Source organism: Cohnella candidum, assembly GCF_003713065.1.
Taxonomy (GTDB): domain Bacteria; phylum Bacillota; class Bacilli; order Paenibacillales; family Paenibacillaceae; genus Cohnella; species Cohnella candidum.
Window position 1 is genome coordinate 4,718,449 of record NZ_CP033433.1, and the last position, 23,789, is coordinate 4,742,237.

Below are 23,789 nucleotides of genomic sequence, written 5' to 3' on the forward strand. Positions count from 1 at the left end.
CAAGTATGCACAACGTCGTTATCGTGGACGATGAGGCGATCGTAAGCCGCGGGCTGAGCGAGAAGATCGACTGGGCGGAGTTGGAATGCCGGGTCGTCGGCATCGGCGGAAACGGACTGGAAGGAAAAGCGTTAGTCGACCGCTGCCGTCCGGATATCGTCATTACCGATATTAAAATGCCGGGGATGAACGGACTTGACCTGGCTCAATACATGAAAGAAAACTACCCGGAATGCGTGACGATCCTGCTTAGCGGCTATACGGAGTTCGACTACGCCCGGGCGGCCGTCCGCCATCAGGTGTTCGATTATTTGCTGAAACCGGTCGATCTGGAGGATTTGAAATCGTGCATCCGAAAAGTGAAGAAACATCTCGCGAGTATCGGAACGGCGGGAAAACAAACGGAAATCAACCGGGAAGCGGAGGCACGTAAAGCTTCTTTGGTCGAATCGGGCATAATGTTGAATGTGATCGTCAACGGAAACAAGGATATCGGCATTCTCGTCAGAAAGCTGGACGAGCACGGGCTATCTCTGCGCAAGGGACAAACCGTTCTTTTCGAAAGGTATGACCGAGAGGAGGATCCCGTCACCGCTTCCTTGTTACAGTACGCCATTCAGAATATCGTCAGCGAAACTTACGACAATCTGAATATCCGGGCGGCCGTATTCAGTCATGAAGGACAAAATGTCGCCGTGATCAAATACAATCCCGAAATCCAGCCAGTCGTATTCGAACGCCGCGTGTTGGAAGCGACGGAACTGTGCCGCATCCATGTGGAACAGTATTTGAAAATCAACGTGAACATCGGGGCAGGCAGGGTATTCGAAGGCCTTCAGGGACTTCACGCCTCATATCAAAGCGCGAACCGAATGCTCGAAGATAATCTGTTCTGGGGCATGCGCGAGGTGCCGGCGCCGACCGAGACGGCAGACGGGCAGAAGGCCGGCGTGAACGTGGCCGTTTCAACGGACTGGCTGGAGTCCATAAGCGAAGGGAAGGAAGAGGAGGCCGTCCGCCATCTGGAAGCTTTTCTCCAAGAGGTTCGAAGATATCAGAACAAGACGATCGCGTTTAACGGCTTGATGGATTTTCTCGTCGGCTTGACGCGGCTTGTGTCCGACAAAGAAATGAAGGCCCTGATCACGAAGACGATTACGGAAATCCCCTCGATCAGAACCTTTAAGGACTATCGGTCCGTGCTGACACGAACGGTCGAAACGGTAAGCCGGAAGGCGAGGCGGGAATTGAAGGACATGAGTGCTTCGCTCGTGGACCGGGTGATCGATTACATCGGCGCGAACTACCAGGATTCACGCCTGAGTCTGCAATTCGCGGCCGAAACGTTCCATGTCAGCGACGGTCACCTCAGCCGGCTGTTCAAGAAGGAGACGGGAAGCAATTTCAGCGAGTATCTGATCAAGAAACGCGTCGACAAGGCGAAAGAACTGCTCGAATTGGATCCTCGCATTCCCATTGCAGGCGTGGCCGGGCGGGTCGGTTTTACCGACGCGAAATATTTCGGCCAAGTGTTCAAGAAACATTACGGGATGACCCCGTCGGAATTTAAGGAAAACGTAATGGAATGACAAAAGGCGCCGCAGCGCCTTTAGTCGATCAAATCTTTCTGCGCGCGCCGGACCGCTTGATTCAAAGCGTCCTGGGGCGTGTTTTTTTGCTGCAGAGCGAACATTAAGGAAGCCTGCAGGTCCCGTGCCCACGAATGATAGGAGGCGGTGAGCGGCTGGTTGATGGCGTACTCGAACTGTTCCTTCATGATGTCGATGGACGGATAGGTTTGCCGGAGCGTCGCCAGGTCGATCATGTCGTTCCACACCGGCAAGCCGCCGGTATAGTCGGTGACGATAACGTCATTACGCTTTTCGCTCATCATTTGGATGAATTTCCAGCCCCAATCTTTGTTCCGGGAGTTCCGGACGAGGCCGATGGCGCTGCCCCCTGCAACGCTTGAGCTTTTGAGAGACTTGTCGAAGCCGGGAATGAGGGCGACCTTGATATTGGAATAATCCTTCAATTTAAGGGCGGCGTATGATCCGGCAATGAGAAACGGAACGCGTCCTTTGGCGAATTCCTCCGAAGCTTTCGATTCGTTCACGCGGATGGACAACGGATCGGTCAGTTGGTTGTCGTATAGCGAATCGACCATGAACTGCAAGGCTTTCAGTCCCGCGCCCCGGTTGAAAATCCATTTGCCGTTGACGTCCTTGTACTGTCCGCCCATGGCGTTGAGCAGCAGCGTGTAGTCGTCCATCAGTCCTTCGCTGTCGTTCCATCCCCAAATCACGCCATGTTCGACGAGGTTTTTCTCGCGCATGAAGGTGACCGCGTCCATCAATTCTTTCCATGTGGATGGCGGCGCGTATAACCCGACTTTGCACAGCAGGTCCTGATTGTAAAAAAGGAAATGCGCCTCCATGCTCATGGGAAACGCATACAATTCGGGAAGCGTGTACAATTCGTTGCTGAGCACTCGTTGGTCGTACGCGAGCGGGATCGTATTGCCTTTCAGTTCGGTCGTCACGAATTTGTTCAGCGGTTCGAGGAACCCGGATGCCGCGAACTCCCGTGTCCATTCGGACTTTACCTGTATAAGGTCGATATCGGAAACCTCGGTGTCGACGCGTTTGACGATTTCATCGTGCAAATCGTCCGACGGCGCGGCGAGGACTTCGACTTTAATGCCGTATTCGCGTTCGAATTCCGTACTGATTTTCTCAATGTAGGGCTGATAAACGTTATCCACCATCACTTTGAGGGAGGCCGGCCGCTTCTGCACGGCGGGTGCAGCGGATTCCGAGACTTCAGAAGGCAAAGCTGTCGTTTTGGAATATAGAACAGAGAGCGCATAAGCAGCTACGATGATGGCAATAAGAAAAATTGAAGCTCTCTTGAAGCGCATGGAGTACCTCCGGCATCGGTGAAAGATAGATTATCGAATTCATCTAAACAGTAGAGGAAGTAAGGAAATTATACTATATTTTCGCGCTTGATGTCCGTGTATGTTCTGGTAAGTCAGTCTAACGGATGCGTTGTACGATCAGCGAGAATTAAATATACCCTGAACAGCGGAATTATTTAATCTTTCTATGATTTAATAGGACTTTATGGCAGCCGACTCATATCGGCGAAGCCCCGGAGTTGATGGACATCTTGATGGACTAGCTGTCTTTCGCACTGGCTCGATGGCCGAAGTGAACCAGCAAAAACGTCGCGAAATGCGACGATAACGGGCTGTAACCGGCCGGACCGATCAAAATCGTCACAAAAAACGACGATAACGAGCCGTAATCGGACGGACCTATCAAAATCGTCACAAAAAGCGACGAAAACGAGCCGTAACCGGCCGGACCTATCAAAATCGTCGCAAAAAGTGACGATAATGGGCCTCAGCCGGCTAGAACAAGCAAAATCGTCGCAAAATGTGACGATAATAAGTAGGATCCTGCTGCTGCGTCGGTTTCACCGTCTTACGAAGCGGTCTGACGAGTTTAAAGTTACCAAAGACGGTTTAACCGTCTTGCGTAGTTGGTTCGGCGAGTTTGAAGTTACCGAAGACGGTTTCACCGTCTTGCGGAGCGGATTTGGCGAGTTTGAAGTTACAGAAGACGGTCTCACCGTCTTGGGGGGCAGGTTCGACGAGTTTGAAGTTACCGAAGACGGTTTAACCGTCTTGCATAGTAGGTTAGGCGAGTTTGAAGTTACCGAAGACGGTTTCATAGTCTTGCGGAGCAGATTCAGCAAGTTTGAAGTTACCGAAGACGGTCACACCGTCTTGCGGGGCGGATTAGGCGAGTTTGAAGTTACAGAAGACGGTCTCGCCGTCTTGGGGGGCAGGTTCGGCGAGTTTGAAGTTACCGAAGACGGTCACACCGTCTTGCGGAGCGGATTAGGCGAGTTTGAAGTTACCGAAGGCGGTTTCATAGTCTTGCGGAGCAGATTCAGCAAGTTTGAAGTTACCGAAGACGGTCTCACGGTCTTGCGGAAAACGAAAAGCCTGAAGATCACCGCTAAGCGGCGTACTTCAGGCTTTTTTCCTCGTCTAGGCCCACTAAACCTTCACGTTCAGCATGCGGACGATCGCGGAGGCCGCTTCCGCTCGAGTAGTAGGCGCCAGAGGCATGAATTTGCCGTCCGGAAGGCCGCCCACGATGATGATGCCGGTTTCCTGCGCTTTGGAGGCTGAGGGCTTTGCCCATTTCGGAATGTCCGCGTCGTCGGCGAAGCCGGTTTTCAGCGATTGGGAAGGGGGCAGGCCGGAAGCGCGGATCACCATGGAGACCATCTCGGAATGGGTGATATTCGCGTTCGGCCGGAACGTCCCGTCCGCGTTGCCGCTGACGAATCCGAGCTTCACCGCTTGCTGCACCGCATTCACCGCCCAAGACGGGATGTCGGTTTTGTCCTTAAACGCCAATGGATCGCCATCGACGGCAGGTTTGAGCGCTCGGATGAGCATGCTGGCGAACTCCGCCCGGGTGACTTTGCCGTCCGGCTTAAACGTTCCGTCGCCATACCCGAACACGATCCCGAGTTCCGCCGCCTTATCGATCTCCGCCTGGGCGGGGTGGCCGGCAAGATCGGAGTAGGAGGAGGTTTTGGGAGGCGAAGTGACCGTAACGACGCAAACGTCCGTAAAGTTGCCCATCTCCGTAATGGCGACGATCTTCGCGATGCCCGGCGATTTCGCCGTCACTTTGCCGCTGGTGTCCACTTCCGCCACTTGGGGGTTGGTGCTGCTCCAAGCCACCTTCAAATTGGCCGCGTCGGCAGGGGCGACCGTCGCGGTCAACGAGGTCTGCTCTCCCTTTTTGAGCGCAAGCGCATTATGACTCAGCTTGACGCTGGTAACGGCCGGTTTTGAGAGATCGCCGACCGACAAGGGAAAGTCTTTAAGATATCGGAAGGCGTCCACTTTGTTGATGGGCGTTTTGGGATCAATGCCTTTGATTAAGTCCGGGATAGGGACAGCGATGCCCGGATTGATGAAAATCTTTTTAGGGTCGATCGGAGGAACTTTCGTTTTCACCAAGGCCCATTGGTCTCCGAACACTTCTTCTTCTGATAACGGGTAGGCGTCGACCACCGGGTTTAACCTGTACATGTAAATCGTTTCCTTGGAAGTGTCGGTCTGTTTGTCCGTATAGCTGAGCGGGCCGAAGTGGTCTTTCGTACGATCCACGATAAACGTTTTATCGCCGTCGGGACCGCTGCGGGTAATTCGGTAATAGGACTCCATATCCGAATTATCGTTCCAATTGAGCGTCACGGATCCGTCCTTGTTCGGAGTCGCGGTGAAATCCGACACCGTTCCCGGTTGACGGAGGCGATACCGGTCTGTCGTCCATCCGGAGTGCGTGGTGGTTCCGACGAACGGATCGAATTTCACGTCAATCCGGAAAGTGACGTAAGTCACGCGCGAGGTGTAAGGCAGACTGAAGCAAACCTTGTGGAACCCGCAGTTCGTGTTCGGCAGGGGAATCCATGAGGCACCGTCGTCGAAACTATAACGGTATTCGGGGAATTCATCGGTTCCCAGCATCGCAGTGGACAAATATTCTAACGTATACGACTTTCCGGCGATTAAATAACTTTCGTCATAACCGTGTTCGTAGTCGTCGACTTCGAAGCCGAAAACCTCGGCCGCGAAAGCGGACTGCGCGGGCCATATCGCGAGCAGCGGCAGCAAAGCCGCAAAGAGCATGAGCATTCTCCGGGAAACGCGCACGCCATGCACTCCTCCTTTAATATCGCATCATTCTCATTCTATGGCGGGCTGCGCTTCAAAAGCGCTTCATCATGAAACGCTTTTGAAGCGCTCCGCCTGCTATACTTCCTCGTGGTCAATAGAATGAAAATGAAAGGATGTTGAAGCATGAGGAAAAGAACCGTAGCCCTGCTGCTTGCGGCAACTTCGCTGTTCTCGTTGTCGACCGGCGCGTTCGCCGCCAGCAACCTCACCCAGATTAAAGCTTATCTGAACGGCGGCATCAAATTCCGGCTCGACGGCAAGCCTTGGAGGCCCCTCGACGACAAGGGGAAAGAGGTCCTGCCGATTACTTATAATGGAACGACATACTTACCGCTTCGGGTCATTTCGGATGCATTTGATATCCCGATCAATTGGGAAGGCAGTACGTCGACGATCGGCTTGAACGAGAGCCCTAACGTCAATCTGTTCTCCAAGGAAGTGAAAGCCGACTTCTGGGCGGAGAAGTCCTATGACGTGATCGACAAAAAGCAGCTGGTATTCGGAGGCAAGCAGTACACGGGGGCCTATGCGTTCTCCGCGGAAAACGTCGGGCTCGGCTGGTACGAGGGATCACCCAACCTGAAACTCGACTTCGGCAAAAAATACAACACCCTGCATCTCGTCCTGGTCGCGCAGTCGGACATGAAGATCAGGGTGCTGAACGGGAACAAACAGCAGCTGTCGGAGGAAATGAGCTTGAAGGAGGGCGTGGTTACGGAGGTGGATGTCGACCTGCAAGACAGCCAATTTGCCTATGTATCGGCTTACGATGCAACAAATAAGGCGGAGAAGCCGCTGCTTTACGTTTTGAAAGACAGCTACGTGACGGTAAAGAAACCATAACCAAGGAACGGCGTCACTCGTTTAAATACCGGTCGATTTCCTCCAGCACCCGGCGGGAAACGGTTCGGTTCAACGCGGCCTCCGCCGCGAACCGCGGCATCGGACGGGCCGCGATCGCAGCGGGGGCCTCGCCCATTTCCCGGCAGCGGACAAGATAGTCCACCTTGCCGCCCGATTTCCGGTACAGTTCCTCGTTCAGGCGAACGGAAGCCGTCCGAAAATCGGGCGATTCCGGTTTCAGCTTCCACTGCGCGAAACGAATCTCGGCTTCCCGCTGGGGGAGGGAGGCCGACTCCATCAGCCGCTCCAGGCTGTCTATCGCCTCGTCAGGCGTAATGCGGCCGAGCTCCGATTCTAAGAGGATCCGCCGAACGCGAAGCGATATTTGCATATCCTTGCGACTTAGCCGGTCTGCGATTCGAAGCGCTTCTTCGGCGGCTTCAAGCGCGCTGCCGATTTGAGCCCGGCGATGCATCAGCAGGCTCTTGAGGGCGAGTCCGTCGCATTCGGAGAAAGGAATCATGATTTTCCTCGCCAGCCGAATCGCACGATCGATCATTGCAGCGGCTTCCTCGTAACGGCGTTGTTCCAGCAGGATGCTCCCTTCGATGCCGAGCACGACCGTCACGATGTGCCAGTCCTTCAGCCGCACGGATTCCTCCAGGCAGAAGGCAATGCAAGACTGCGCCTGAACATACGAGCCGAGCATCTGATAATATTTGCCCAGCATGCCGACCGCCGTAGCGAAACCCGCGCGCGTTCCGATCGCTCGGCTGATTTCGATTTTCTCCACGATGCGGCCGAAAGCTTGATCCATTTCGTCGATTTCAAGATACACGAGCGCGAGTCCGCCCATCGCGTCTCCGACATGCTGGCGGTCCCGTATGTCCGTGGCCAGGCGGATTTGTTTCTTGAACCAGCCGAGCGCTTCTTCATATTCACATTGATCGTAAGACAGGAACCCCAAGCAATGATAAAAGCGGCAGTCGTCCCGGGTACGATTATCGACCTCCGGCAGCCGCAGCCGGGCCAACAGGTAATTCCGCGCTTGCTCGTATTGCCCCATGAAATAATGCAAATACCCCAGCGTGCCGTAGACGAGGCTAAGACCGGCCTGGTCTTCCGTCAGCGAAAAATAGTCCAGCGCGCGCTCCAGATGGAACCTCGCTTCCCCATACCTTCCTTGAACCCGCAGGCAATGGCCGAGCGCAACGTCGCACAGCGACCGTTCGCGGATGGCCGCGGTATATCCGTAACGCTCAAGCCAGTTTCTGTATGTTCTCTCCGCCTCCTCGCCGTCTCCGACGGTGAGGAGGGCTTCTCCGAGCTTGATCACGACCGGCAGCAGCGGTTCCTGCGGCTGCAGCGACATCAGCTTCCGGTAGTATTGGATCCGGGTTTCATTGGCGAACAGTTTTTCCGCCGCCAGCGCTGCGGTTTCATAGTGAAGGATGGCTTCCTCATCCATTTCCGCGAGTTCATAATGCAAGGCGGCCTCGGCCGCGGCGGATTCCGGCAGGCGCCGATGGGAATCGGTCAGGCAACGCGCGATTTGCCCATGGCACTTGCGTCGAACGCCTGCCCGTTGCATTCGGTATGCGGTTTCCCGAATGAGATCGTGCGTAAAATCGTAGCTGCCTCCGCCGACCTCCCGCAAAATTTTCAACGACGCCAGCCGGTTCGATTGTTCCGCGACCGTTTCTTCTTCCATGTCGGCAACGGCTGCCAGGAATGCCGGTTTTGCGGGTTTTCCGACTGCCGCCATGACTGCGGCAAGCCGGCGCTGCACCGGCGTCAACTTGCCCAGCCGATGTTCGACGATCGATTTCGCGACCGGCGATAGTCCGGCTTTGCGGCTGCCTGTTCCCGATTGCCAATCGCGCATCGTCTCCACGATAAACAGCGGATTGCCGCCGGTTTGGACATAGACGTCGCTCCCCAGTCGTTCCGCCGCCGCGTCGCTCGCCGATTGGGCGATCAGCCGCTTCGTCTCCTCTTCGCTGAGGGGAGCAAGCGTCCATTCGGTCAGCTTCCGTTCGATGCGCAGCGCGTTCAGCAACTGCGCTGCCGCTTCTCCCATAGACTCTTCCGTTCTCATCGTCGCGATGACGAGAAGTTTGGCGTTCGAATCGCTCCGAAGCAAATAAGCGAGCAGCTGCAACGTCTCGCCGTCGCTCCATTGCAGGTTGTCGAGAAGGAGCAGCAACGGCTGGCGGTCCAGAAGCATCCGCTCGATCGCTTCGTACCACACGTTCAGCTGCCAATTTTCCCGGATCGGATTCGGCCCAGCCAAGTCGGGATACCGATCGAGCAACTCGGGCAGCAACCGCGCCAACTCCGACAGCCGGGCGCGGCTGAGTTGGGGCATCGGCAGGCTTCTCAGCCATGCCTTTACCGGGGAGTAGGACAACGATTTTACAGACGGGAGACAGACGGCCATCGCCGTCCGTATGCCTTGGCGCTCCGCCCACCCTCGAAACTCTTCGGCTAATCGCGTCTTGCCGATCCCCGCCTCCCCCTGCAAAGCGAGCAGCGACGGCCGTCCGTCCGCTGCCTGTCTCCAGGCTTCACTCAGGGCATCCCATTCCGCGATTCTGCCGATCAGCGGTCCCGGCGCGGAAGGGGTGAAAGAGGGCGCGCGGGCATTTTCGGTCAGTGCCATCAGGAGCTCCGTCGTTTCCCCTGACGGGCCGATTCCCAATTCGTCTTGCAGCGTTCGAGCTAACTGCCTGTACGTCTTCGTCACGCTTGCCGTGTCCAAGTTCAAGGCATGGAGCCGCATGAGCGTACGGTATGTTTCTTCTCTTGTTCGTTGATGGATCAGCAGCTTGCCCGCATAGTGCAGAGCCGTCTTGTAGTCCCGCCGATTTTCCATAATCGACGTCAGTTTCTCCAGCACGTTGACGTACGCCTGGGCGAACGACTCCCGTTTTGGCTCGAGCCAATCTTCATAGAAGCCGGGAAGCAGTTCGCCGCGGTACAACGTTTCCGCGCGAAGAAGCTCCTCCAGGGCGTCCCCCTGCGCCGACCGCATGAACGCGCCGGCGTCGCAATGGAAACCCGCATCCGGATTCCAGTGGATAGAGGTTTGCGTCACCACGAGGTAACGGTCGATACGCGGGAGGGTGGCCCTCAGGTCGTGGAGCAGCTTCCGCAGGTTGGACAAAGCTTGCTTCTCGGAGGAATCCGGCCAGAAGGCGAACGCGATCTGCCTTCTTCCGGGGTGCTCGCCGTAAGCCAGCGCCAAATAAGCCAGCAATAGCCTGGCTCTCCCGCCGGGAACCGAACCTGTGCAATCCTCGCCGCCGATGGACAGTTTCCAACCGCCCAAGAGTTGAAAGCAGCATCCGTCCACTTTGGAGACCTCCATTTTCCGATAAGGTCCATTTATTCTTATTTCTGTAAATTCCCAGAGAATCCTTCCTTGCACAAATAAGCCCCGATTTACAAAACGCCCCGATAGCGGTAGCATATTTTGTTGGCGCAACGGGCAGGATGTTCCCAGATTCCCAGCCGACCGCTGCAGTCGATCAACCGAAAAGAGTGGTACCGACCATGAGGCATGTCCGGCAATTATTCCTTCATATGGGCCTCAGGCAAAAGTTGATCCTGACTTTTGCCTGTTTCATTTTGCTCCCCCTTCTCCTCGTCGGCGGCGCCTTGTCGTGGCTGTACGTGGAGTCCAACCGCAGCATGCTGCTCGACGCGGCGAAAGAGAACAACCGGCAGATCGTCCGCAACATCGATACCTCGATGAGTCCGCTCCTCCGTTTATCCATGTTCCCGGTGCAGAATCCGGCCCTGTTCCGTCTGATGAAGAAGGACTACGACGCGGTCCCTTATCCTTTGTTGGAGAGACAGGAGGACTTCGACGAAGTGAACACGATCATCCGCGACAGCATCATGCTGTACTCGGACCTAATCGACTCGACGGTTATCTACCAACTGACGAACCATCTAGTGCTGGGCCGCAGCTCGCTCGATTACTTGAACCGCGCTTATTTGGAAACGGAATTCCCGCAAGAGCCTTTCGTGCAAAGCATTATCGCCAAGAAAGGCATCTACGTCCCTGTCGGCATCCATGACGAGAAGCTGCTGTCCAACCCGCCCATTCCCGTCGTCTCGCTCGGCCGCGCGATCGTCGATCCGTTCACCAAAGAGCCTTACGGCTTCATCCTTTTCAATATTAACGTGGCCAATTTGAAGGCGCTGTGGAGCGACATCCACATCACCGACAACACGAGATTTTACTTGGCGGACGAGCACGGCAATCTGATCTACAGTCAGGACGCCGCGGAAATCGGCCGACCGGCAAACGATATTCTCGGACCGCAGAAGGATGCCGGCCATTATTACATTTCATCCGCCTCGCAACTGACGGGCTGGTCTACGGTAACGGTGATCCCGAAAAGGGAGCTGTTCGGCTTCGTATACACGATCGTGGAGACGGTGGCAATTTCCTTGGTCGTGCTGCTGGCGCTGTCCGTCGCGGCTTCGGTGTTCATCACGACAGGCATCACGAGGCCGCTGCTCAATCTGGAGCGGAAAATGAAACTGGTGACCGAGGGCAACCTGGACGTGACGATAGAGGCCGGGCCGGGCGAAGTCGGCAGAATCGGCACGGCGATCGACCGGATGCTGAAGGAAATCCGCCGGCTCATCCGCACCATCTACCACGAGGAGCAAGAAAAACGCCAAATGGAGATCCTCGCGCTGCAGTCGCAGATCCGGCCCCATTTTATGTACAACACGTTAAACGCCATCAAATGGATGGCCAAAATCCAGGGAGCCTCCGGCATCGAAGAGGCGCTGACGGCATTCTCCTCGGTGATCCGGTTCACGGCGACGACCAAGAGCGATTTCGTCACCGTGAAGGAAGAGATCGACTTCATCCGCGACTACGCGAAGATCCTGAGCTTCCGGTATTTAAACCGGTTCGAGATCGAATTCGACGTGGATCCGAACGTCTTGGAGCACCGCATACTCAAATTTATGCTCCAGCCGCTCGTGGAGAACGCCATTTTCCATGGGTTCGACGAGATCTCCTATAAAGGCAAAGTAGCCATTCGGATTACGGAGGAAGCCGGCGACATCGTCATGACGGTGACCGACAACGGACGGGGCATGACGCCGGAGGAGCGTATCGCCGCAGACCGCAGCGAAGCCCCGGAAAAGCTGAACTCCATCGGCCTCGGCAACATTCATAAGCGTATCGAGCTGCATTTTGGGCAGGGTTACGGCTTGTCTTTGCACAGCGAACTCAACCACGGAACGACCGCGAAAATCATCGTGCCCGTGATCGATAAACCGGAACAGGAAGATGGTGATCCGTTGTGAAAATTTTGATCGCGGACGACGAACCCCTCGTCAGGATCGGACTGAAGTCCTCCTACAACTGGAACGAAGCCGGCATGGAGATCGTCGGCGAGGCGGCGGACGGAGAGGAAACGCTAAGGCTGATGGAGCAGCTGCGGCCGGATGTTCTCATACTCGATATCAAAATGCCCAAAAGAGACGGCATCGACGTCCTGACGGAAATGCGGCACCGCGGCATGCACGCGAAAGTCATTATTTTAAGCAGCTTCGACGACTTCCTCCACGTCAAGAAAGCGATGAAGCTCGGCGCCGTGGACTATTTCCACAAACCGAGCATGAACGTGCAGGAGATCGTCGGCGTGCTGCAAAAGCTGCAAAGCGTCATCGGCGAGAACCGGACTTCTGGAGCGACGAATGGCGGAGCCGGCGCGCCCACGCGGGAATCGATCCTTCGCGACATGGTGAACGGGAATGCTCAGCATGCCTCGGAAACCCGCCTAAGAGAAAACAACTTGTATGCCGTGCTGTTTTCGGTCAAGAAGCTGGGCCAGACGCTCCAGCGTTACTCGGGCGAAAACGCGGGCTTCCTTCAGGGAACCATAGCGAATCTGCTCGGCGAGCTGCTGTCCAAGGAGCAGGAGACGGAGTACGTGCAGCTCCAGGACAATTTGTTCGCCATCCTGACGTCTCACGGCGAATCCAAGAGCGGACAAGCGTCGTTCGCGCACGTCAACGATCTCGTCTATTTGGTGCACAGCTCGCTGAAGCGTTTCGTGAACATCGAGACCGTATTCGGCATCAGCGAGGCCTGCCATGCGTTCTCCCAGCTGCCCCAAGCCGTGGAGCAGGCCCTGCAGGCGCTTGAGATGAAGTTTTATCACCCGAACGATCCCTTATTCTATTACCGCAACCGCAACCTGTACGACGAAGCCGCGCAGGCGAAGATCCAGACGCTGATCGCGGCGATGAAGAACGGCTTGAAGGAAGAAAAGTACGAAGGGTTCGCGTCATCGCTGGCGGAATGGGAAGAATATGTCCAAAGCTGCGAATGCATGGCCGAAAACGACGTGAAAAAGGTGTACGAAGGGCTGCTCTTCATGATGGCCGACGAAGACGACTTCGGGGATGGCCGCGGAAGGGCGGACGGATTGGACGACTTCACCGAATGCTCGGCTTTTTACCACGCGCTGTTCAACGACATGCTGAAGACGCGGATCGCCGGGAAAAACAAGGACTACAGCCCGCTCATCCGCAACGTGGTCCAGTATATCGACGGCCATTACCGCGAGGATATTTCGCTGACGCTGCTTGGGGACACGTTCCACGCCAGTCCGAATTACATCAGCCGGCTGTTCAAGCAGGAGACGGGCAGGGGCCTGTTCGATTACCTGAACCTGGTCCGGATCGGCCAGGCGAAGGAGCTGCTCAAGGACTACAAGTACAAAATTTACGAAGTCGCGGAAATGGTCGGTTTTCACAGCCAGGTCCATTTCGCGATCGTATTCAACAAGTACGAAGGGATGTCTCCGACCGACTACCGCAAGGAGTTAGGATGATTCGGTTAAAGAAAAGTCAATTTCGATAAAAGCCTGCAAGAGCGCGCCGTACGGCCTGTGAAAACAAGTTAATCAGATTAAAGGAAACGCGGTTTGAATAATTTGAATGAACTCCCCGAACCTATAGGATGAAGAAGCAAGAGGAAACACTCCATCGAGGGGGATTAGAAAACATGAAGAAAAAGTGGAAATACTCGGCTCCGCTCCTGCTGGCTCTGTGCCTGGCACTCGTGCTTACGGCATGCGGCGGCAAGAACAACAACGCGGGAACCGACAACGCTCAGCCATCCGCCAGCGCATCCGCCGCAACCGGCCAGAAAGCGACCATTACGATGGGCTTCTGGGGAACGGCGCAGGACTTGAAAACGTATCAGACCGCAGCGGATAACATCTCCAAGACCTACCCGAACATCACGCTGAAAATCAAGCAGTACCCGAGCAGCGACCAGTTCTGGAACCAGCTGCCCGGCGAGATCGCAGCCGGCGTCGCTCCGGACTTCATCAAGCTGTCGAACGAAGGCTCGTACGAGTACATCCAGAAGGGCATGTTCGCCCAGTTGGACGATCTGGCCACGCAAGGCAAGCTTGACATGAGCCGCTTTACGCAGACTTCGCTGGACGTATGGAAAGTGGACGGCAAGCAGTACGGCATCCCGAACAGCGTCATGCCGGGCATGTTCTTCATCAACGAAGACATGTGGAAAAAAGCCGGCCTCGGCGCTTACCCGACGACTTGGGATGAAGTGAAAGCCGCAGCGCAGAAGCTGACCACCAAAGACGTCAAGGGGATCGTCATCAACATCGACCCGTTCCACATCACGAACTACATCAAGACCTACGGCGGCGGCTGGAACTACGGCAAGTCGATCAACTCGCCGGAGAACGTCAAGGCGCTGCAAACGATCTTCGACATGTACAGCGCAGGCGTCGCGGTTACCCCGAAATCCCTCGGCTACGGCTGGGACGGCGAAGTATTCGCGAACGGCAAGGCCGCGATGTCGACGGGCGGCTACTGGTACAAGAGCTTCCTGAAGGACGCGGCTCCGAACCTGAAGTACGCGGCCATTCCGGTACCGAAAGGCACGACGGAAGGAAGCACGATGATCTCCGACGGTTACGTCGTGCTGAAGGACGCCAAGGACAAGCTGGCGGCAGCCCAAGCGGCTTACTACATGACGAACGACGCTACGCAAACGGAATTCATGCAGAACGGGCTGAACTCCGCGGTAGCGACCTTGTCGCCGAAGTATTTCGAAATGAACCCGGAATTCAAGGCGCTTGAACCGGCGCTGAAAACGGCCACCGACTTCGCTTATCCGTCCGAAACGAAGAAATTCAAGGACGAGCTGGTTACCCAGCTGGAGAATACGCTGCTCGGCGGCGCGAAACAAACGCCTCAGCAAATCCTCGACACCATCCAAGCAGAATTCAAGTAAGCGATCCGAATCCCGTTCTCGTTTCCACAAGAAACGGGGACGGGTTTCTTATCTCCGGGCGAGGTGATCTCAGCCCGTTAGCAGGAGGAGGGTAATGATGTTCCGTAAAGCGAGGGATTCCGATTTTTTCGTCGGCTGGCTGTTCAGCTTGCCGTTCCTGATCCTATGGGCGTGGTGGTTCTTCTACCCGTTCGTGCAATCGTTCATCCGCAGCTTCCAGGATGCCAACTTCGCAGACCTGGGCGCGGCCAAGTTCATCGGTTTTCAGAACTACGCGAAGATCCTGCACGATCAGGCCTTCTACCGGGCCATTCTTCATTCGCTTGAAATCGTCCTGATCGCCGTGCCCGTGCAGACCCTGCTCGGCTTGCTCATGGCGATTCTCGTCAATCGGAAAATCAAGGGCAAAGGCTTGTTCCGCACCTTGTTTTTCATCCCCTACATTACTTCGACCATAGCCGTAACGACGGTGTTCATGATGCTGTTCAAGCAAGGGACGTTCGTGACCAACTTCTTCGGAATGTTCGGTTTCGGCAATGTCACTTGGTTCGCGAACACGCATTATGCGCTGTTGTTCGTCGCCATATTGTTCATTTTCCAGCAAGTCGGCTTCAGCATGATCGTCTACCTGTCCGGCCTGCAGGAAGTTCCGAAGGACCTGTATGAAGCGGGGCAGATCGACGGAGCCTCCGGCTTGCAGGCATTCCGCTACATTACCGTTCCGTTCATGAAACCGATCACTTTCTTCGTCGTGTCCGTCGCGACCATTCTGGGCTTCCAAATTTTCGACCAGATCGCCGCGATTTCCCGTTACGGTGCGCTGGGATCCCCGGCAGGCGCGACCGGTACGGTCGTGACGTACTTCTACCAGAACGGGATCCGGTACATGAACATCGGCTACGGCAGCGCCGCGGTCGTCCTGTTCTTCTTCATCATCATGATCATTACGTTCCTTCAGAAAAAACTGTTGGATGAAAAGGAGTGAGGGGCATGAAAACCAAAAAGGGCTTGGCGCTGACCGGCAACTACGTGCTGCTGATCGTCCTTGGGGTTCTTTTCGCCCTTCCATTCCTATACACGCTGTACACGTCCCTTGTGACGATGCAAGACGTGAACCATTTGGCGGGTTTTTCGAAATGGACCCTGGCCAACTACAAATTGTTCTTCACGAACGATGCCTATAACGTGCCGCAATGGCTTTGGAATACCGTGGCCATGACGGCGATCGTGATCGTCGGCAACCTGATCATCAACCCGATGGCGGGCTTCGCGCTGGCGAAGCTGGATTTCGCGGGCAAGAAGTGGATTTACTGGATCGTCGTCGCCACCATGATGGTGCCGTACCAAATGATCCTGATCCCGGTATACGTGAACGTAGCCCATCTCGGCTGGTTGAACTCGGTCCTCGGGCTCACGATTCCGTTCCTGTACCAGAGCTTGTACATTTTCATGCTGCGCCAGTTCTTCATCAGCATTCCGGGCGAGTTCATCGAAGCCGCACGGCTGGACGGGCTCACGAAAATGGGGGCGTTCTGGCGGATCGTTTATCCGCTGGCGAGATCTTCGCTCATCACGATGTCGATCCTCGCGTTCTCCGGTACGTGGAACAGTTATCTGATTCCGAGCACGTTCACGAGCGACCCGACCAAGTACGTGCTGGTCGTCGGTTTGAACAGCGTGAAGGACATGTTTTTCGAGAACACGCCGCTCATCATGGCGGGCGTCGTGCTCGCCACCTTGCCGATCCTGGTGTTCTTCTTCATCTTCCAGAAACAGTACATCGAAGGCGTATCCAGTTCCGGCGTCAAAGGCTAACGAGATCATTCACGGGAAGAGGCGTTAACGGATGGATTACCGCGTGATTAAAGAAGGGGATTTGTTCTTCCTGACGGACGTGCATGGGGACGTGACCGGCAACGACGAAGCCGGCCACGGCTTATATACGCAGGACACCCGGTTTCTGAGCCGGATGGAAATGCTGATCGACGGGGAGAAGCCGACGCTTCTCGCCTCGGAAGGGACGAAAGGGTATTTCGCGTCCATCCGGTCGATGAAGGTCAGCAAAGACGAAGGCGCCATTGAGATGCTGCGGGAGCGCTACATTCAAGGCGGCATTCTGCATGAACGCGTATCGCTGACGAACTTCTTCCCCGGAGAGGTCCGGTTCGACTTCGCTGCCGCTTTCGACGCGGACTTCCAGGACATGTTCATCGTCCGCAAATACCGGACCGGCGACGTCGGGGAAATCGTCGACCGCGACATCGGACCGAGCGGCATGTCCATTCGGTACCGAGGCAAGGACGAAATCGAGCGGGAGACTCAGGTCGCATGGGATTGTGCGGAGGCCGCTCAAGCCGGACCCGACGGCTGCTTCCACTTCGCGGTGTCGCTGGCGCCGAAGGAGACGAAGCGGATTTGCTTTACGGTGACGCCGGTCATCGCCGGAAAGGTGCCGGAAGCGCGCTCCTTCGAAGATGGACTTGCGCTGCTGGAGCAGTCGTACGACAGTTGGCGGGCGGAAACGACCGGCGTCGCTTCCGACGTGCCGGCGTTCGACGAAATCTACCGCCGCGGCGTCACGGACGTGCGCATGCTGATGACCGACATTGGTTACGGCGACGTGCCGGTGGCGGGCCTTCCGTGGTTCGCGGTGCCGTTCGGCCGCGACAGCCTGATCACTTCGCTGTTCATGCTGCCGCTGAACGCGGGTAAAGTGCGGGGAACGCTGCGCACGCTTGCGGCGACCCAAGGCGAGAAGACCGACCCGTGGCGGGACGAGCGCCCGGGCAAGATCATGCATGAGATCCGTTTCGGCGAGCTGGTGCAAACGGGACAATCCCCTTTCGGTCCCTATTACGGGACGGTTGACGCGACGCCGCTGTTTCTGGTGGTGCTCGGGGAGTATGTCCGTTGGACCGGAGACGCCGCGCTGGCGGAGGAATTGAAGCCGAACGTGCTGCGAGCGCTGGCTTGGATCGATGAGAACGCCGGCGGCACGGAGGGCGGTTTCCTGAGCTATCGGCAGGAAGCCGAGAAGGGGTTCCCGAACCAGGGTTGGAAAGACTCGTCCAACTCCATCGTCCATGAAACCGGCGAGTATGCGTCTTCCCCGATCGCGCTCTCCGAGGTACAGGGCTATGCCTATCAAGCGAAGAAAACCCTCGCGCCGATCTTCCGGTTGCTTGGGGACGTTGAACTGGCGGACCGGCTGGAACAAGAAGCCGCCGCGCTGCAAGCTCGGTTCGAAGAAGCCTACTGGATGGAGGACGAGCGGTTTTACGCGATTGCGCTCGACGAGGATGCCCGGCAGGTTCGCTCGGTCTCCTCGAATCCGGGACATCTGCTGATGTCGGGCCTTCCCGAGCGTTCCCGCGCGGAGTCCGTTGCCCGGCGGCTCGTGTCGGAGGACATGTTCAACGGGTACGGCGTGCGCACGATGAGTACCCAAGCGACGGGCTACTATCCGATGAGCTACCACAACGGCAGCGTATGGCCGCATGACAACGGCATGATCCTGCTCGGTCTCGGCAAGCTCGGGCTCAAGCAGGAAGCGGGCCGCGTCATCACCGGTTTGCTCGACGCTTCCTCCCATTTCGAATACCGACGGCTGCCGGAGCTGTTCTGCGGCTATGGTTCTTCCGAGTCGGACGGCCCGGTGCCGTATCCGACGACCTGTTCGCCGCAGGCTTGGGCGGCCGCGACGTCTTTCGCTTTCGTGCAGGCGATGCTCGGCATCGACCCGAACGTGCCGGAGCGGAAGATCGCGCTCAATCCGTTCCTGCCGGAAGGATTCGGCGAGCTGACGGTAAGCCGCTTGCCCGTGGGGCAAGGGCATCTCACCGTCAAGCTGGTCCGGACGCCCGGTCAAGACGATTACGGCAAGGTTCGCATCGAAGTCGTCGACAACACGACCGGCTGCGAGTTGCAAATCCAGGAGTAAAGGAGCCTCCGCGATGAAGAAAACATGGTGGAAAGAAGCCGTCGTTTACCAGGTTTATTGGCGGAGCTTTCTCGATACGGACGGAGACGGATACGGCGACCTCGAGGGCGTCATCCGCAAGCTGGATTACATCAAGGAGCTCGGCGCGGATGTCGTGTGGCTGAATCCGTGCTACGGTTCGCCGGACGTCGATAACGGCTACGACATTTCCGATTACCGGTCCGTCATGCCGAAGGCCGGCACGATGGACACGTTCGAACGGCTGCTGAAGGAAGTCCATGCCCGAGGCATGAAGCTGATCATGGACTTGGTCGTGAACCATACTTCGGACAAGCACCCGTGGTTCATCGAATCCCGGTCGTCCAAGGACAACCCGAAGCGGGATTACTACATTTGGCGGAAGGAAGCGAACAACTGGCGCTCCTACTTCACGCCTTCTACTTGGGAGTACGACGAGGCGACCGAAGAGTATTATTTCCACTCGTTCGCCGTCGAGCAGCCCGATTTGAACTGGGCCAACCCGCAGGTGCGGGAAGAAATCTACGACATGATGCGCTTCTGGCTCGACAAAGGGATCGACGGCTTCCGCATGGACGTCATCAATCTGCTGGCCAAGCAGGAAGGTTTCCCGGACGCGGAAAATCCCGACGACATCTCCTATTTGGGCAACAACCCGGGCATTCACGAGTACCTGCATGAGATGCACGATCGCGTCCTGAAGCATTACGACGTCTTCACCGTGGGCGAGATCCCCTTCGTTACGCCGGAGGACGGCGTGCTGTACGTGGGAGAGGACCGGGGCGAGCTGAACACGCTGTTCCATTTCGAAGTGCTGGATTACATGGCGCATTGGGACATGAAGAAGTTCAAGGAAATCCAAAAACGCTGGTACGACGGCATGTGGGGCAAAGGCTGGAACTCGCAGTTCATGAACAACCACGACCACACCCGCGTCGTCACCCGTTTCGGAAACGATCGCGAATACCGCGTGGAATCGGCCAAATGCTTCGCGACGCTGACCCATACCCTTCCGGGAATGCCGTACGTGTATCAGGGTGAAGAGATCGGCATGACCGGCGTGCGGTACCCGTCGATCGACGATTACAACGACATCGCTTTGAAGAACAAGTACAAGGAAGAAGTGGCCAAGGGTAGGGACCCGCAGGAAGTGTTCGACAGCCTGCTCCATCTGGCGCGGGACAACTCGAGAACTCCGATGCAATGGGATGAATCCGCAAACTCCGGGTTCAGCGAAGGCGATCCATGGCTCAAAGTGAACCCGAACTATAGTGAGATAAACGTCAAGCAGGCGCTGGCGGATCGGGATTCCGTTTTCTATTACTATCAAAACCTCATCCGGCTGCGGAAAGAGAACGAAGTGATGGTGTACGGAAGCTATGAGCCGATTCTCGAAGATCATCCTCAGTTGTACGCCTACTTCCGCGCGCTTGGAGACGAGAAGTGGTTCGTCCTGCTGAACATTTCCGAACAGGAAGTTCGAGCGGAGCTGCCGGAAGAGGTTGCGTCCCGGTTGGGCGAGACGATCGTCCGCAACTACCATAAGGCTGATACTCTTGTGCTGAAGCCGTACGAAGCCCGAGTTTACAGGATTTGATGAATGAGGCCGTCCTAAGCAAATTCGTTTGCTTACGGGCGGCCTTTTTTGCGTTGACGCATAAACCGATTCAGAAAAGCGAACGTTAAGTGGAAAATGTGGGAAAAGGAATTGCGCGTATGTCCGTTGTTGTTTTCCTCCTGCTCGCGTGGTTTAGCGTGATGGTTTTGGTAACCTTGCCGTCTAAGCTGCCGCTGATTGTCAATGTGCTTTTGTTCATGGCCATCGACATCGTGCTCACGAACAAGTTGACCATCATTGGCTTTAATCTGCAATGGTTTAAAATCCACACGGACAGCGTACTCCGGTTCCTTTCCTTGATTCTGCACAATGACGTAACCGTTACGTTCGCTCTCCTGGTTTTCGCCAACGTGTTTCTGTTGACTCCGCATGCCGGCGCGAGATGGGCCGTTTCACTCTATGCATTCCTTTTCCAGATTCTCAGCGGGCTCACGCTCCGATGGAATGGCGTACTCACCGATGTGTCGTGGAACTTCATGAAAGAGTCGCTCATGATCGCGCTGATGATGGGGTACACCTTGCTCGTGGGAAGCATTCTGCAGCGGATGGCCGCGAGGGAGGGGTGGATCAGATAATGGAAGATGTCGTTTATGGCCGGCACTTCGATGGGAACGAATGGTTCGTCATTGGGATTTTCCTATTATTCACAGCGGCGATACGATTATTTCCGCGGCCGCTTTCTCCACTGCAGACCACATTCAACTTCCTTATTGGCATCGCGTTGGGGCTGATATTCGACCATACGCTTCACGTTCCTCCGCTGAACTACTACGACATCGGCGACCGTTCGAAATACGAATGGTTTGACATCGTCACTTATGCGATGTATGCGCCGTTCGGGTACTGGTTCATTTTCTGGAAGGAAAGACTGAGGGTCCGCGGAACGCTAACGATTCCATATATTCTCCTATGGTCCGGCTTGGCCGTGGGTTTCGAGTGGCTTGGTGTTCTGGTGGGTGAATTCCATTATAGGAACGGTTATCGGTTCCTGTACTCGTTCCCCATCTACCTGTTTCTGATCAGCTTGCATTTGGGACTCTATCGCCTCGTTTTCGCGAGGGACCGACGCCGGGTGCCGGCTCCATTCACGCATAAAAGACCGGTGCCGCGCCCCTGAAAAGGGGGTCGCCAAGCGCCGGCCTTTCTTTTTGCCGTTTTGTTCGACATGGATCAACATTTTCCAACATTTTGATTGACTTGTTGGAGAAATAAGGTTATTTTTAGGAGGCGAAATAGTTCGATGTTCCCACACAACCAGATTACACATCTAAGAAAATGGTCATCCATCGAATACGGAAGAGCCCGTTAAGCATTTGCAGGATGCTTCTGTCTCGTTTTGTGAAAAGCCCTTTTCGAAGGGCTTTTTTTGTTTGCAAGGCCAAAGACGCATCGAGAGGGGAAAACACATCAATGAAATTTGGCTACAAAATCGCGGCCATGACGATGGCCATCGTTCTCGTCACCGTACTTGGACTCTTGGGCTTCGCGTATCAGTCCCAGCGGACGATCCTTCAGAATCAGATGGAGACCCAGTCGGCGAGCGTGGCGGACCAATTGGGATCCGACTTCGCTTCCAGCAACGCCACGCTTACAATTCTGAAGCAAAGCTTGAAGACCGATTACCTGAAACTCGCGAAAGCGGTCCGGGAAGATTTACGTTACATAGACATTACCCAGCCGAACCTGCAAAGCTTGGCCGAACGGCTCGGAATCGCCGAAATCCACATCATGGACTAGAAGGGGATTCTCTCCGTCAGTAACGTTCCGTCCGTCATCGGATATGATTTTGCCTCTTCCGAGCAATCCAAACCTTTTATTACGGCCATCACCGATAAGACTTTCGAAATGGCTCAGGAGCCTACCGAGCGCGGATCGGACAAAAAGCTGTTCATGTATGTCGGCGTCGCCCGGTTGGATCAACCGGGAGCGGTTCAGATCGGAATCGAACCTCAGGAATACCAGAAGGTCGTCGATGCGATCAATCTGCAGGACATGATTAAGAAGCATGCCTACGAGGAGACCGGCATCACCTTCATCGCGGATCCGCAAGGGAACATTCTGGCACACCCCGACGCAAGCCTGATCGGCAAATCCGTGTCCTCGCTCGGCATCGAGGCTTCCCAGTTCAGCAGCGAGCATGGCAGCTTTGAATATCGGGACAACGGCAACGTTCGATTCTTGGCTTATAAGAAAGCGCCGAACGGGAATTGGTTGGCGGCCAGCGTAGAGAAGCAGGATTATTTCCGCCAGTTGGACAAGCTCCTGGTGCAGTTCCTGATCATCGGTGCATGCGTTCTCCTCCTCGCCGCCATATGCACGCTTTATTTCGCCAAACGCAACGTGGAGAAACCGATCAAAGAAATCCAGCGGGCGATGGACAGCATTGCCCATGGCGATCTCACCGTCGAACTGTCCACGAAACGCAAAGATGAGCTGGGAGTCATGTACACCCATTTGAACGAGATGAGCACCCGCTTAAGAGAGCTCATCGGTCAAATCATGCTGAACGCCGGGCAGGTCGCCGCCGCGTCACAGCAAATCTCCGCGAGTTCCGAGGAGATCGCGAGCAGCAGCACGGAGCAGGCGAACGCGACCGGGGTCATGGACAGGCTGTTCCAAGAGCTCTCTTCCGCGATGAACGTCGTGGCTTCCAATGCGGAGCAGGCGGCAGAGTTGGCAGAGAAATCGGTCCGCGTGGCCGGCGACGGCGGCAAAATCGTGCACGCTTCGATTGAGAGCATGGATCAGGTGAACCGGCAGATGGCACTGCTGGCGCAAGACTCGGGTAAAATCGGCGAAATCATCGAGGTGATCGACGAAATCGCCGACCAGACCAATCTGCTGGCATTGAATGCCGCCATCGAAGCGGCGAGAGCCGGGGAGCAAGGCAGGGGTTTCGCGGTCGTCGCCGACGAGGTGCGGAAGTTGGCGGAGCGCAGCAGCGAAGCTACTCGGCAGATCACGTCCATCATTTCCGGCATGCAGAAGAATACGGAGACGAGTGTCGCGGCGGTCGGGGAGAGCGTGCTCCAATCCCGGAAAACGGAGCAGGCTTTCGAGGAGATCGTCCGCGGAATCAACGAATCCGCGCAGAAGGTGACCGAAATCGCGGCAGCCAGCGAACAGCAGGCGGCGCAGACCGCGGAAGTGATGCAATCGATCGGAACGATGGCGACCGCGAGCGAGGAATCGGCGGCGGCCTCCGAGGAGACGGCGGCATCCTCGCAGTCGCTGGCACAGCTTGCAGATGAATTGAATACGGCCGTGTCCGCATTTAAAATATAGGAAACGC

General features: G+C 55.9%; 16 protein-coding genes. 13 read left to right on the plus strand and 3 right to left on the minus strand.

Features of this window, described 5'->3' with window-relative positions; genetic code table 11:
• Positions 1 to 5: 5 nt before the first annotated feature.
• Entirely contained in the window at positions 6 to 1,589 is a 1,584-nt protein-coding gene (locus tag EAV92_RS21815; protein WP_123043037.1) for a response regulator, read from the plus strand.
• A 20-nt stretch (positions 1,590 to 1,609) separates the two neighbouring features.
• Here EAV92_RS21815 and EAV92_RS21820 read toward each other — a convergent pair whose 3' ends face one another.
• Together EAV92_RS21820 and EAV92_RS21825 are read right to left on the minus strand one after the other, a co-directional pair.
• Positions 1,610 to 2,920 (minus strand): sugar ABC transporter substrate-binding protein, encoded by a 1,311-nt coding sequence (locus EAV92_RS21820; RefSeq protein WP_123043038.1) that lies wholly within the window; start codon positions 2,918 to 2,920, stop codon positions 1,610 to 1,612.
• 1,149 nt (positions 2,921 to 4,069) lie between these two features.
• Complete coding sequence (locus EAV92_RS21825) at positions 4,070 to 5,746, minus strand: Ig-like domain-containing protein (RefSeq protein ID WP_123043039.1); 1,677 nt, start codon at positions 5,744 to 5,746, stop codon at positions 4,070 to 4,072.
• A 147-nt stretch (positions 5,747 to 5,893) separates the two neighbouring features.
• Here EAV92_RS21825 and EAV92_RS21830 point away from each other — a divergent pair, with 147 nt between their 5' ends.
• The gene (locus EAV92_RS21830) at positions 5,894 to 6,613 is read left to right on the plus strand and encodes a stalk domain-containing protein (RefSeq protein WP_123043040.1); all 720 of its coding nucleotides are present in this window, start codon (positions 5,894 to 5,896) and stop codon (positions 6,611 to 6,613) included.
• A 13-nt stretch (positions 6,614 to 6,626) separates the two neighbouring features.
• Here EAV92_RS21830 and EAV92_RS21835 read toward each other — a convergent pair whose 3' ends face one another.
• The gene (locus EAV92_RS21835; RefSeq protein WP_164472889.1) at positions 6,627 to 9,968 is read right to left on the minus strand and encodes an ATP-binding protein; all 3,342 of its coding nucleotides are present in this window, start codon (positions 9,966 to 9,968) and stop codon (positions 6,627 to 6,629) included.
• 200 nt (positions 9,969 to 10,168) lie between these two features.
• Between EAV92_RS21835 and EAV92_RS21840 the strand changes: the two genes are divergently transcribed.
• From EAV92_RS21840 to EAV92_RS21890, 11 genes are all read left to right on the plus strand, one after another.
• Positions 10,169 to 11,950 (plus strand): cache domain-containing sensor histidine kinase, encoded by a 1,782-nt coding sequence (locus EAV92_RS21840; RefSeq protein ID WP_123043042.1) that lies wholly within the window; start codon positions 10,169 to 10,171, stop codon positions 11,948 to 11,950.
• A complete protein-coding gene (locus EAV92_RS21845) occupies positions 11,947 to 13,485 on the plus strand; it encodes a response regulator transcription factor (protein WP_123043043.1) in 1,539 nt (512 codons plus the stop codon). The genes EAV92_RS21840 and EAV92_RS21845 overlap by 4 nt, the downstream gene beginning before the upstream one ends.
• Before the next feature lie 173 nt (positions 13,486 to 13,658).
• Complete coding sequence (locus tag EAV92_RS21850; protein WP_123043044.1) at positions 13,659 to 14,921, plus strand: ABC transporter substrate-binding protein; 1,263 nt, start codon at positions 13,659 to 13,661, stop codon at positions 14,919 to 14,921.
• Between the two features lie 94 nt (positions 14,922 to 15,015).
• Complete coding sequence (locus EAV92_RS21855) at positions 15,016 to 15,906, plus strand: carbohydrate ABC transporter permease (RefSeq protein ID WP_123043045.1); 891 nt, start codon at positions 15,016 to 15,018, stop codon at positions 15,904 to 15,906.
• 5 nt (positions 15,907 to 15,911) lie between these two features.
• Positions 15,912 to 16,736, plus strand: coding sequence for a carbohydrate ABC transporter permease (locus EAV92_RS21860; protein WP_123043046.1), 825 nt, complete (start codon positions 15,912 to 15,914; stop codon positions 16,734 to 16,736).
• Between the two features lie 31 nt (positions 16,737 to 16,767).
• On the plus strand, positions 16,768 to 18,861 hold the full coding sequence (locus EAV92_RS21865) for an amylo-alpha-1,6-glucosidase (protein ID WP_123043047.1): 2,094 nt from the start codon (positions 16,768 to 16,770) through the stop codon (positions 18,859 to 18,861).
• 13 nt (positions 18,862 to 18,874) lie between these two features.
• Positions 18,875 to 20,476 (plus strand): glycoside hydrolase family 13 protein, encoded by a 1,602-nt coding sequence (locus tag EAV92_RS21870; RefSeq protein WP_123043048.1) that lies wholly within the window; start codon positions 18,875 to 18,877, stop codon positions 20,474 to 20,476.
• Between the two features lie 119 nt (positions 20,477 to 20,595).
• Positions 20,596 to 21,072: a hypothetical protein gene (locus EAV92_RS21875; RefSeq protein ID WP_123043049.1), complete on the plus strand. Its 477-nt coding sequence runs from the start codon at positions 20,596 to 20,598 to the stop codon at positions 21,070 to 21,072.
• Complete coding sequence (locus tag EAV92_RS21880) at positions 21,072 to 21,614, plus strand: hypothetical protein (RefSeq protein WP_123043050.1); 543 nt, start codon at positions 21,072 to 21,074, stop codon at positions 21,612 to 21,614. Before EAV92_RS21875 ends, EAV92_RS21880 begins: the two co-directional genes overlap by 1 nt.
• 293 nt (positions 21,615 to 21,907) lie before the next feature.
• The gene (locus EAV92_RS21885; RefSeq protein ID WP_123043051.1) at positions 21,908 to 22,234 is read left to right on the plus strand and encodes a hypothetical protein; all 327 of its coding nucleotides are present in this window, start codon (positions 21,908 to 21,910) and stop codon (positions 22,232 to 22,234) included.
• Positions 22,235 to 22,489: 255 nt separating this feature from the next.
• Positions 22,490 to 23,782: a methyl-accepting chemotaxis protein gene (locus tag EAV92_RS21890; protein ID WP_478210236.1), complete on the plus strand. Its 1,293-nt coding sequence runs from the start codon at positions 22,490 to 22,492 to the stop codon at positions 23,780 to 23,782.
• The last annotated feature ends 7 nt before the right edge of the window (positions 23,783 to 23,789 follow it).